The organism is Roseibium sp. (assembly GCF_025698965.1).
Classification (GTDB): Bacteria; Pseudomonadota; Alphaproteobacteria; order Rhizobiales; family Stappiaceae; genus Roseibium.
In genome coordinates this window covers 1-11,868 of sequence record NZ_JAILWL010000165.1, presented here as the reverse complement: position 1 = coordinate 11,868, position 11,868 = coordinate 1, and the positions used below count along the sequence as shown (strand labels likewise).

General features: G+C 56.9%; 13 protein-coding genes. 8 read left to right on the top strand and 5 right to left on the bottom strand.

The annotated features are described in order from the left end of the window. Positions 1–76: 76 nt before the first annotated feature. The 7 genes from K5905_RS14790 (at position 77) to K5905_RS14760 (ending at position 6,097) form a co-directional block, all read left to right on the top strand. A complete protein-coding gene (locus K5905_RS14790) occupies positions 77–1,483 on the top strand; it encodes a glutamine synthetase family protein (RefSeq protein ID WP_297585274.1) in 1,407 nt (468 codons plus the stop codon). A 32-nt stretch (positions 1,484–1,515) separates the two neighbouring features. Then, positions 1,516–2,910 (top strand): aspartate aminotransferase family protein, encoded by a 1,395-nt coding sequence (locus tag K5905_RS14785; protein ID WP_297585271.1) that lies wholly within the window; start codon positions 1,516–1,518, stop codon positions 2,908–2,910. A 147-nt stretch (positions 2,911–3,057) separates the two neighbouring features. After that, on the top strand, positions 3,058–3,495 hold the full coding sequence (locus K5905_RS14780; protein ID WP_297585268.1) for a YciI family protein: 438 nt from the start codon (positions 3,058–3,060) through the stop codon (positions 3,493–3,495). Continuing rightward, a complete protein-coding gene (locus K5905_RS14775; RefSeq protein ID WP_297585266.1) occupies positions 3,464–4,738 on the top strand; it encodes an RNA polymerase sigma factor in 1,275 nt (424 codons plus the stop codon). The genes K5905_RS14780 and K5905_RS14775 overlap by 32 nt, the downstream gene beginning before the upstream one ends. A 120-nt stretch (positions 4,739–4,858) precedes the next feature. After that, positions 4,859–5,059 carry a hypothetical protein gene (locus tag K5905_RS14770; RefSeq protein ID WP_297585262.1) on the top strand — a complete coding sequence of 67 codons (201 nt, stop codon included), beginning with the start codon at positions 4,859–4,861 and terminating at the stop codon, positions 5,057–5,059. Positions 5,060–5,248: 189 nt separating this feature from the next. Beyond that, positions 5,249–5,632 carry a VOC family protein gene (locus K5905_RS14765; RefSeq protein ID WP_297585260.1) on the top strand — a complete coding sequence of 128 codons (384 nt, stop codon included), beginning with the start codon at positions 5,249–5,251 and terminating at the stop codon, positions 5,630–5,632. A 57-nt stretch (positions 5,633–5,689) separates the two neighbouring features. Then, positions 5,690–6,097: an MAPEG family protein gene (locus K5905_RS14760; protein ID WP_297585258.1), complete on the top strand. Its 408-nt coding sequence runs from the start codon at positions 5,690–5,692 to the stop codon at positions 6,095–6,097. Between the two features lie 12 nt (positions 6,098–6,109). Here K5905_RS14760 and K5905_RS14755 read toward each other — a convergent pair whose 3' ends face one another. The 5 genes from K5905_RS14755 to cysG form a co-directional block, all read right to left on the bottom strand. Then, a complete protein-coding gene (locus K5905_RS14755; protein ID WP_297585257.1) occupies positions 6,110–6,643 on the bottom strand; it encodes a DUF934 domain-containing protein in 534 nt (177 codons plus the stop codon). A 34-nt stretch (positions 6,644–6,677) separates the two neighbouring features. Beyond that, a complete protein-coding gene (locus tag K5905_RS14750) occupies positions 6,678–7,439 on the bottom strand; it encodes a phosphoadenylyl-sulfate reductase (RefSeq protein ID WP_297585255.1) in 762 nt (253 codons plus the stop codon). After that, on the bottom strand, positions 7,426–9,084 hold the full coding sequence (locus K5905_RS14745) for a nitrite/sulfite reductase (RefSeq protein WP_297585252.1): 1,659 nt from the start codon (positions 9,082–9,084) through the stop codon (positions 7,426–7,428). The genes K5905_RS14750 and K5905_RS14745 overlap by 14 nt, the downstream gene beginning before the upstream one ends. A 72-nt stretch (positions 9,085–9,156) precedes the next feature. After that, positions 9,157–9,456, bottom strand: a complete 300-nt coding sequence (locus tag K5905_RS14740) for a DUF2849 domain-containing protein (protein ID WP_297585249.1) — start codon at positions 9,454–9,456, stop codon at positions 9,157–9,159. Between the two features lie 20 nt (positions 9,457–9,476). Then, complete coding sequence (gene cysG / locus K5905_RS14735; protein ID WP_297585247.1) at positions 9,477–10,940, bottom strand: siroheme synthase CysG; 1,464 nt, start codon at positions 10,938–10,940, stop codon at positions 9,477–9,479. 280 nt (positions 10,941–11,220) lie between these two features. Here cysG and K5905_RS14730 point away from each other — a divergent pair, with 280 nt between their 5' ends. After that, positions 11,221–11,730: an invasion associated locus B family protein gene (locus K5905_RS14730; protein ID WP_297585245.1), complete on the top strand. Its 510-nt coding sequence runs from the start codon at positions 11,221–11,223 to the stop codon at positions 11,728–11,730. Positions 11,731–11,868 lie beyond the last annotated feature (138 nt).

The following is an 11,868-nucleotide window of genomic DNA, read 5'->3' as shown; positions in this document are numbered from 1 at the left end:
AAATCTTTCTGCTTGAAACAAGGCAGACCGCTTTCCCACTCGGCATCAGCCCGATGCCAGACTATTGGAGCTTCTCGTGACTGCTGACACGCCAGCCGGCGACACCCAAAATCCGTTGGACAGCTTGCGCGGTGTGCCTAACGGTGCCGCCGCAAAAGAATGGTTGAGCGCGCGCAATATCGAGGACATCGAATGCATCGTGCCGGATATTGCCGGCGTGGCGCGCGGCAAGATGATGCCGACCGAAAAGTTTTTTTCCGGACCCGACATGACCATGCCGGCCTCCATCTTCGCGCAGACGATTTCGGGAGATTATCCGGAAGACGACGAGCGCTTTCAGCACAATCCGATTGACGGCGATCTTTACTTTAAAGCCGACTACAACACGTTGACGATCGTCCCCTGGGAAAGCGATCCGACCGCACAGCTAATTCACGATGCCTACACCAGACAGGGAGAGCCTGTGGAGACAGCGCCGCGCAATGTTCTGAAACGCATTCTGAAACTCTATGACGACAAAGGCTGGAAGCCTGTCGTCGCACCGGAAATCGAGTTCTATCTGGTTCGGCCAAACGTTGATCCGGATTATCCTCTGGAACCACCAACAGGCCGATCCGGTCGCCCCGAGGTCGGCCGACAGTCCTATTCGATTTCTGCGCTCAACGAGTTCGATGAACTCATCGACGACATCTACGACCTTTCGGAAAAGCAGGGTCTGGAAATCGATACGATGATCCACGAGGAAGGGGCCGCGCAGATGGAAATCAATCTGCGTCACGGTGACCCTCTGGCCCTTGCCGATCAGGTTTTCCTGTTCAAGCGCACGATTCGGGAATCTGCTCTGCGACATGAAATGTATGCCACTTTCATGTCAAAGCCGATGTCACATCAACCCGGATCGGCCATGCATATCCATCAGTCCGTGATCGACAGGGAGACCGGCAAGAACATCTTTTCTGGCGAGAACAACGAAGAGACCGAAGCCTTCCTGTCATTCATCGCGGGCCACCAGAAGTACCTGCCGATGGCAACCTGCATCATGGCTCCTTTCGTGAACTCCTACCGGCGGTTCTCGAAGACTTCCACCTCACCGGTCAATGTCTATTGGGGTTACGACAACCGGACAGTGGGACTGCGCGTGCCTTATTCCAGTGCGGAAGCCCGGCGTCTGGAAAACCGCATTCCGGGTTCTGACGCCAATCCCTATCTATCCATCGCCGCGAGCCTCGCCTGCGGTTATCTCGGTATTGTCAACGGCTTGAAGCCGGACAAACCCAAAGCCGACGATTGCACGGAACTGGCCAAGTCGCTGCCCCGGGGTCTGCCTGAGGCCGTCGCGAAATTCGAGAATTCCGACGAAATGGTCGAGGTTTTCGGCGAGAAGTTCGTCGCCACCTACCGTGCCATCAAATACGAAGAATTCGAAACCTTCATGTCTGTAATCAGTGCCTGGGAGCGGGAATACCTCCTGCTCAATGTCTGATCCGACTTTCAATTTCCTCTGGAGTTCATGCCATGACGGCCCATTCCAACATCTATCCGACCAAAGCCCTGCAGGAACTCGACGCCGCGCATCACTGGCATCCGTTTTCGGACATGAAGTCCCTGAATGATGAAGGCAGCCGGGTGATCACCAGCGCCGAGGGCATTTGGCTCAAGGATTCAGACGGGAACAGGATACTCGACGGCATGGCCGGCCTGTGGTGCGTGCAGGTGGGGCACGGCCGCAAGGAAATTGCAGATGCCGTTTATCGGCAGATGAACGAGCTTGCCTACTACAACACCTTTTTCAAGACGACCCACCCACCCGCGATCGCTCTGTCGGAAAAACTGGCAAAACTCGCACCCGATCACATCAACACCGTCTTTTACTGCTCGTCCGGGTCTGAAGCGAATGACACTGTCTTTCGCATGGTGCGGACTTACTGGGACAAGATGGGCAAGCCGGACAAGAAGGTGATCATCGGCCGCTGGAACGGCTATCACGGCTCGACACTCGCCGGAACCAGCCTTGGCGGCATGAAGGCCATGCACGTCCAGGGAGATCTCCCGGTTCAGGGGGTGCATCACATCGACCAGCCCTACTGGTTCGGAGAAGGCCATGACATGAGCCCGGAAGAGTTCGGCATTTCCGCAGCCCGGAAGCTGGAAGAAGCCATCGACGAAATCGGCGAAGACAAGGTTGCCGCTTTTATCGCCGAACCCATCCAGGGCGCCGGTGGCGTCATCATCCCACCGGAGACCTACTGGCCGGAAGTACGCCGTATCTTGAAGGAGCGCGATATCCTGTTTGTCTCGGACGAAGTCATCTGTGGGTTCGGCCGCCTCGGCGAGTGGTTCGGGTCGACTTACTACGGAATGAAACCGGACCTGATGCCCATCGCCAAGGGTCTTACCTCGGGCTATCTGCCAATGGGGGGGGTTCTTGTCTCCGACCGGGTCGCGGAAGGCTTGATGAATGCCGGCGACGATTTCAATCACGGTTACACCTATTCCGGACATCCGGTGTGCGCGGCTGCGGCACTTGCCAATCTGGAGATCATCGAGCGTGAAGGTCTGGTTGATCGGGTCAAGAACGATATCGGCCCTTATCTCAAGGATCGCTGGCTGACCCTCGGAGATCATCCACTTGTCGGCGAAGCCCGCATGACCGGCCTTGTCGGCGCCCTTGAACTTGTACCGGACAAGACCAACCCGCATAAACCCTTCCGTGATGTCGGATCGGTCGGCACGATCTGCCGTGATGCGTCTTTCGAAAACGGTATGATCATGCGGGCGGTGCGCGACAGCATGATCATCTCACCACCGCTGGTGCTGAGCCATGAGGAAGCGGACATTCTGGTAACGACTGCACAAAAGACGCTGGACGACACCTACCAGACCCTGAAACGGGACGGCTGGCTGGGGTAAGCGATATCCGGAGCCTTGGCTGCCTTCCAGCTGGCATTTCGCCACCTGGAAGGAGGTGCTCGCGGATGCATTCCTTCTCCCATCGGGGCCTGAATGCAGCTTCTGAATTCATTTTCTTGTTACGACCTGTCGGTTAGGCTGACTGCGATGCGTTCCTTGATTATCCTATTCAGGGAACCGGAGGATCCGACAATGCTGTTTTCCGTATTGATTTATGCCAGTGAAGATTTCATCGATGCGCTCACACCCGAGGAGCATCAGGAGATCATGAAAAAGCATGGTGCTTTTCACGAGGACACGAAGACCAACAAGAATTTTGCGGCGGCAACGAAATTGATGTCCACCGGAACTGCGGTGACGGTCAACAAGGATAGCGACGACTTTGTCGTTACCGACGGCCCCTTTGCCGAAACCAAGGAGCAGTTCATGGGCTTTTATCTGCTCGATTGCGCCAATCTGGAGGAAGCAATCGACAAGGTAAAAATTCTGCCTCTCGACCACGGCCGCATTGAAATTCGGCCGGTTGAGTATTTCGAAGGGGCAGATTTCACAAATGCAGAGCGTCTGGTTATCAACGCATCTTAAGGCCGCACGGCCGCGTGCCCTGGCGGCCCTCAACCGCGCCTTCGGTGATATTAATCTCGCTGAAGACGCGTTTCAGGAAGCCTCCCTCAAAGCGTTAAAAGCCTGGCGACAGGACGATCTGCCGAAAGACCCGACAGCCTGGCTGATTGTTGCCGGAAGGAATGCCGGCATCGACCTCATTCGCAAGCGAAGCCGGGAAACGCTGTCGGCACCGGAGGATCTGGAGCCAGACTACGACGGCGCGCATCCCGAAGAGGATCTCACCCAGTCGCTGGATCAAGCGGTCTATCGCGATGATATTCTGCGATTGCTGTTCACGTGCTGCCACCCGGTATTGCGGCGCGATCAGCAGATCGCGCTTTCGCTGAAAGTCATCGCGGGCCTTTCTGTTGAGGAAATCGCAAGAGCCTTTCTTGTTCAGACGAAAACCATGGAACAGCGGATCACCCGCGCCAAAAAACGACTTCAGGCAGCCAGACTTGCTTACGAAGAACCGGACAGCAAGGCGCGGGCGGAGCGGTTCTCCGCGGTCGCCAACGCAATCTATCTGGTTTTCAACGAAGGCTATTCCGCGTCAACCGGTTCCGAACTCATCCGCCCGACCCTGTGTGAAGAAGCCATCCGCCTTGCCCGCCTGCTGGTACGTCTCTTTCCTGAGGAGCCGGAACTGCGCGGCCTTCTCGCCCTTTGCCTGATCCAGCATTCCAGAAGACAGGCAAGACTGAGCCCTGAAGGAGAAGCCATTACCCTGGAAGACCAGAACAGAAACCAGTGGGACCGGAAACTGATCGCGGAAGGCAACATTCTTCTTGAAGCCGCCCTGCGCAGGGCCACCCCCGGCCCTTTTCAAATTGAAGCTGCTATCGCGGCAACTCATACAAGAGCGCGCCACTACCAGGAAACCGACTGGGCGGAGCTTGACCGGCTTTATCGTGCGCTCGAGGTCATCCGACCAACTCCGGTGGTTGCGCTTAATCGCGCAGTTGTTCTGGCCAAGCTGAATGGTCCACTAGAGGCTCTTACGCGCCTGGAAAAACTTGAAGCGCCGCTGGAGCGCTATGCCAGTTTCCATGCCGTCAAAGGCGCCTTCCTTGCCGAACTCAGGCAGGCCGCAAGTGCCCGTGCAGCCTTCGAGCAGGCGCTGCATCTCTCGGGCACCGATGCTGAACAAAGACACATTCGGCAGAAGCTTGCCGACTTGAATTCTTGCGATCCGGCAGCCGGTCAATTCAAACGACCCTGACACACCATCTGAAGGAAGTTTGCCGCTTTCCGTATCGTTCAAAATGTGCTTCGCTTTGCAAGAGCTTCGCGCTTGCTGCCAAAGCACACAGCAAAGATAGCCGGTCGAATGGAGAATGCGATGAATATCAGAGGTTCGATTATCTCCGTCATCATGCTGGCCGCTCTCCTGGGTCTGGCCGTCTTGATGTTCAATGTGCCGATTGGTATTGAGCCCAAAACCTTTGGAGCGTTGGCCTTCGGTGCCATACTGGTGTTCGGTGTGGTGAACCTGTTTCTTGTCTTTATGGACAGCCAGAACGATCAGAAAAACAAAAAGTAACCCGACAGTGGATACGACTGCCCACAGCGGCAGAAATCGATCACCGAGCGTTCATCTCGGCCGCTCTTCGGCCAGCTACCCAACTTGAATTTCAAAAAATTTCCCTTCCCTGTCGGATTTGCCAAGACAGGACCGTCCTCTGATCACCTGGAGCTTCCAGGCGATTTTTTAAACATGAGGATGAGTGAAATGAGCAATCCGATGCAAACCCATGGCGCATTCAGTTGGATGGAACTGCACAGCGGTGATGGCGCCAAGGCCAAGGATTTTTATACAAACCTTCTTGGCTGGAACACCGAAGAGATGGAAATGCCGGGCATGAGCTATACGGTGATTGCCAATGGTGAGGAAAAGATCGGCGGATTTCCTCCCATGCAGGCGGATACGACACGCTGGCTCCCCTATGTCACCGTCGATGATGTCGACGCCCGTATCGAAAAGGCAAAGTCTCTTGGAGCAACAATCGCGAGCGAACCGATGAGCATCCCTGGTGTTGGCCGGATGGCGACCCTGGTCGATCCGGTCGGTGGTGTTATTGCGTTGATCACCTACGAAGCACCGGCGGACGCGTGAGCTTTTCCGGCAGGCCGGTCTCGCGCTGGCCTGCGCCCGAATTGAGGAGATTTTGAAATGACATTTGTATCCACATTTCCAGTGACGCTTTTGTTCATTGCGCTCTTGGCACTTGTGCAGATACCGATGACCGTTGCGGTCGGGCTGCGACGCCTGAAGACAGAAACGCATTTTCTGGATGGCGGAGATGAAGTGCTGCTCAAGCGCATACGCGCACACGGAAATTTCACTGAAACCGTACCGATCGTACTGCTCGCGATGGCGGCAGCGGAATACGCAGGCGCGCCGGCTCTTCTTCTTTGGGCTGGCGGCAGTGCGCTGCTTCTGGGACGTCTTGTCCACTACGGCACGCTGGTGAATTCCGGTTTCGGCAATGGCAGGGCCATCGGCATGCTTTTAACACTCACGCCGATGCTGATTTTTCCAGGTTACGTTTTATGGGCGCTTGCAGAGCTCAATCTTTGAGCCCTCAAGGGATCACTCGGCAGCAACCGCCACGTCGCGATGGGAACGGCGCGCCCATGGGCGCGTGCCGACCGGGATTTCATCAACGGTGCCGACCGGCTGAAGGTACTTGGTGACTTCCGGCCATTCGCCTGCCTTCAGTGCCTTCAGAACTTCCGGCTTGGAAATTTCAAAGGAGGAAACACCACAGCGACGGGCGAGCGGCACCTGGTCGAGAATGTATTTCCCAGCCGCGCGGATATCACCTTCAAATCCGATCTGTTCACGCAGTACGCGCGCTGCGGAAAAACCACGGCCATCTGCAAAACTCGGGAAATCCACGGCCACATAGGCCAGGCGGTCCAGATAGGGCTTGAGCAATTCGACGTTGTCTCCGGCTTCAACCAGCACCGCTGTTTTACCAGCACGCGCCAGATAGACTTCCGCGTTTTCCAGAAACAGGGTCTGCGAGACCAGGCCATCGCCTTCAACGGCAGTGCCGGTATCCACGTCGACCCGGGTCCAGTTTTCTTCGACGAATTCGCCGTCCTTGTAAATCGTAGCCATCAGTTGCGTCCTCAACCTCAAATACCGGCGGCGGTCAGATACCGCTGCCGTCAATTTCCTTGCCATGGGTCGGCCAGTGAATGCCGCACTCCGTTTTGTCTTGTCCGCGCCAGCGTCCCGAACGCGGATCCTCACCCGGTGCAACCTTGTCGGTGCACGGCATGCAGCCGATCGACGGATATCCCTGAGAGACCAACGGATGCGGCGGCAGATCGTGCGCCTTCGCATAATCCAGAATTTCCGCAGCCGTCCAGTCGGCCAGTGGATTGACCTTCACGCGGCCGGCATCCAATTCGAAATGTTCCAGATTGGACCGCGATGAACTCTGGAACCGCTTGCGGCCGGAAATCCAGGCTTCGAAGCCACCCAACGCGCGCTCCAGAGGCACAACCTTGCGCAGATGGCAGCAGGCATCGGTATCGCTCATCCAGAGCATGCCCGCCGGATCCTGCTCTGCCAGGTCTTCCTTGGTCGGTTTGAACGTTCTGACGTCGGTCAGGCCGAGTTTCTCGATCAGTTGATCGCGGTAAAGCAGCGTTGCGGGAAACAGCTTCACCGTGTCGATAAACAGCACAGGGGTCGTCGGGTCGACCTGCGCGACCATATGCAAAAGCACGGCCGAATCCGCACCGAAACTGGAAACCATTGCGATGTCACCGGCAAACTGATGCCGGATCGCGCCCAGCAGGATCTCCTGCGCGGACATGCCTTCGAACTGGGAATTCAGAGCGGCAACTTCCGACTGCAATCCAAGTTCCGGGTCAACCCCTAAGCTGAATGTCTCATGCAGCGCCATAAAGGGCCTCCTTGAAGGGCACCTCCCCGACCCGGCGGTATGCCTCCAGGAAGGTTTCTTCTTTGCCAGATCGCAAGCCGAGATAAGTATCGACCAGCGTTTCGATCGCATCGATGACCTGTTCGGACGAGAAACCCCGACCGACGATTTCACCTATGGATGCGTTTTCGTTGGCGGATCCGCCAAGTGTCACCTGATAGAATTCCTCGCCCTTTTTCTCCAGGCCGAGAATGCCGATGTGGCCGACATGGTGATGACCACAGGCATTGATGCAGCCGGAGATCTTGATCTTCAGCTCACCGATCTCCGCCTGGCGTTCCGAAGTGCCGAAACGTTCGGAAATCCGTTGAGCCACCGGGATCGACCGCGCTGTTGCCAGAGCGCAGTAATCCATGCCCGGGCAGGCGATGATGTCGGTGATGAGACCCGCATTGCCTTCGGCAATTTCAGCTTCAACCAGCTTGTCAAAGAGGACGGGAAGATCATCCAGCTTCACATGCGGCAGAATGACGTTCTGCTCGTGGCTGATCCGAAGCTCATCCTGACCGTATTGTTCCGCCAGGTCCGCGATGACGTCCATCTGCGCATCCGAGGCGTCGCCGGGAATACCGCCGATGGGTTTCATCGAAAGCGTTACAGACGTATAGCCCGGTACCCGGTGCGGGTTGAGATTATGCGCCAGGAACTGGGCGAATGCGGCGTCCTTTGCACGCCGTGCCTCGACCGCGTCGGACGTTGCCGAGCCAACCTCAAGCGGTGGCGGAGCGAAATAGGCTTCGATGCGACGAACTTCCTCGTCCGGCAGGCGCAACACGCCGTAGCGGATCTTTTCAAATTCCGCTTCGATATCCGCCTTCAGTTCTTCCAGACCGGTTTCATGAACCAGGATCTTGATACGTGCCTTGTATTTGTTGTCCCGGCGGCCATAGCGATTGTAAACGCGCAGGATCGCCTCGGAATAGGCCAGCAGATCCTCTTCCGGCAAGAAGTCACGCACCTTGCGGCCGATCATCGGAGTGCGGCCAAGACCACCACCGACAAAAACCTCAAAGCCAATCTCGCCTTCGTCGTTCCGGGTCAGCTGCAATCCGATGTCATGCACCTGAACGGCAGCGCGATCATTCGGAGCACCGGTAATGGCAATCTTGAACTTGCGCGGCAGGAACGAGAATTCCGGATGCAGAGAAGACCACTGACGCAGAATTTCCGCATAAGGGCGCGGATCCGCGATCTCGTCGGCGGCAGCACCTGCGAAATGGTCTGCAGTCACGTTCCGGATGCAGTTGCCGGAGGTCTGGATCGCGTGCATCTCCACTTCCGCCAGCTCTTCCAGAATTTTCGGCGTGTCTTCCAGCTTCGGCCAGTTGAACTGGATGTTCTGACGGGTCGTGAAGTGCCCATACCCCTTGTCATAGGTGCGTGCGATGTGCGCCAGCTTGCGCATCTGACGACCGTTCAAAGTGCCGTAGGGGATCGCAACCCGCAGCATGTAGGCGTGAAGCTGCAGATAAAGGCCGTTCATCAGGCGCAGCGGCTTGAATTCATCCTCGGACAATTCACCTGCCAGACGGCGGCGGACCTGATCCTTGAACTGTTCGGTGCGCTGGTTGACAAAGCTCGCGTCAAATTCGTCGTAACGGTACATTTCTCTCTCCTCGTGGGCGCTGCCGTCTGGATCTTTTTCCGATCCGGGCGCAGCCCTTTGTTTCTGTCTTTGTTAGGCGGATACGGCCTGAGCCTGTTTGCCGAATTCGGGGTGAGTGGTTGGACCGGCGGCACGGATACGTTCGCGCAACCGCACCGGAACAATGACGCCTTCTTCATTCGTCACATCCATCTCGTAGACACCCACAACTTCCTGGTTTTTCTCTGCGGTCACGCCGATTTCCAGACCTTCTGCAACGGCGTCCTTGCCGTCGAAAGTTTTGGCAAGCGTGACCCGCTCGACCCAGTTGCTGTTCTCTCCGAGCCAGACAACATCACCATTCAGCAGGCGGTTGGCGGTAATGACTTTCATCGCGTCTACTCTCTTTAACGTCAGGCGACTGCAGCCCGGGCCGCTTCAATCGGCGCCAGTGGCTCAGCATTGTTCAGGGCGGCATGGCCAACAGCCTCGCCGATAACGATCAGAACAGGTCCGTTGATTTCCGCGCGGTTGCTGAGAACCGCAAGCTCGGAAAGCGTTCCTGCAAATTGGCGTTCTTCCGGATGGGCCGCGTTTTCAATTACGGCGACCGGCGTTTCAGGTATGAGCCCGGCATTGATCATCCGGTCTGCAACGGATGCGGCAACTGTGCGGCCCATATAAACGGCGACGGTCGCGCCCTTCAGGGCAAGCCCGGCCCAGTCCGGCAGAGTTTCGGACCTAGCGTTGTGGCCGGTTGCAAAAACAAGGTTGGAGGCGACCCCGCGAAGGGTAAGCGGAATCTGAGCCGAAGCTGCCGCGGCGAAGGCTGCTGTAACGCCGGGGACAATTTCAAAACCGACACCGCCTTCGCGGAGCGCCTCCATTTCTTCTGCCGCCCTGCCGAAGATCATTGGATCTCCGGCCTTTAGCCGGACAACTTTCAGACCCTTTTGGCCGAGTTCCACCAGGAGCTCGCAGATTTCAGATTGAGGCACCGAATGGGCACCCTTGCGCTTACCGACATGAATACGCTCCGCATCCCGCCGGCCCATGGCAACAACATCGGCAGGAACCAGTGCATCATGCACGATGACATCGGCTTCCTGCAGCAGACGCTGTGCTCTCAATGTCAACAGGTCCTCGGCACCCGGCCCGGCACCAACGAGCCAGACAAACCCCGGCTCTTCGGCCATACTGTTCAACAAACGCTGCGCTTCGGACCGCGCCTTGTCGGTTTTGCCTGCGTAAAGGTTTGCGGCAACCGATCCGGAGAAGAACCGTGCCCAGAAATTCCGGCGCAAAGCCCCGTCGACTATCACTTTGGTGGCAGCGTCGCGGAAATTTTCGGCCAAACGGGCAAGTTCGCCGGTTGCGCGCGGCAGCATTGCCTCAATGCGCGCGCGGATATGACGGGATAAAACCGGACCGACGCCGGTTGAGGTAATAGCGACCGCGATAGGGGCACGGTTGACAAGAGCGCCCGTGTAAAAATCGCAAAGCTCCGGCTTGTCGACCGCATTGACGGGGATGCCCGCGGCTCGGGCAGCTTCAACAACGGCCTTGTCGAGATCCCAGTCTTCCCGCGCGGAGAAAACCAGAGCCGCGTCGCTCAGGTGTTCTTTACGAAAATCTTCGGCAATGAGCTCGGCTTCAAACAAAGCAACAGCCTTGGCAAGCTCGGGTTCGATTTCCTTGGCAACAACCACGATCCGTGCATTGGTTTCGCCCAGCAGGCGAACCTTGGCGGCAGCCTCGCCGCCATGGCCGACGACCAGGACCTTTCGACCGGCGACTTTCATAAATGCAGGAAACACGTCGAGCCGGGCTTCCGGCTTTTTCAGTGTTTTAGCAATGTCACCACGGCTGTCAGCCATCTCAAGGGTCTCCAATCCCAGTTTGATGGCTCTAATGTAGTGGGCTGCCGCTGGAAGCGCCGGGCACCGGATTTCAAAGCTTGGCTCTGAAGCGGAATAGTTTTTTCCATTGCACCCGTTTGACCAATTCCCGTTTCCGAAACACCCGACATTGCGCAGCCGGGAAAAATCCCTGCAGTCGACCTTTCCTCAAGATTGTACCCGTTTCAGGCGTGACGAACTGCAATCAGACAGGTATGAGTTGCCAAGGACGCACGTCACACCAACGAAACAGAAATTTATGCCTCATTTCAAAAAAGCCATCGTTTCCGCAACTCTTTTGGCCCTGCTGGTCCCACTCAAGACCGCTCTTGCACAAGAGACCGGTCAGGCAAACCCGGCCGAACTCTGGCAGACCCGATGTGCCGGACCTTCAAGGTCCGCCGAAACGTTGATCTGCGAAGCAAGTCAGAGCGTTCGGGTGAAGGAAAGCGGTCAGCTGCTGTTCAAGGTCGACATCATCTACCCGGCCAACAAGGCGACGCCGGTTTTCCAGATGCAGGCGCCGCTCGGTTTCTTCCTACCCGGCAAGGTCAAGCTTGCGGTCGACGGAACACCGATGAGCGAGCTCGAAATCGGGACTTGCGATCAGCGCGGCTGCTTTCTCTCCGCACCGGCCACGCAGGAAATGATCAACGCGATGAAAGCCGGCGCAAAACTGCAGATCGATTTCGCGCCGGTGGCAGAACGCAGGCAGACCATCGAAGTACCGCTGACCGGTTTCAGCAAGTCCATGGACGCGATTCAATAAACGTATCTGCAGGGTCGCGTTAACGTAAGCTTGAGCTCACCTTCCTTGATGCCGTAGCGGAATTCGCTTAACCTTTTGTGATGAATGGCAAAAGCGGCAAGCGCTTTGGTCACGGCATCAGGGGGGAGTGATGCGTCT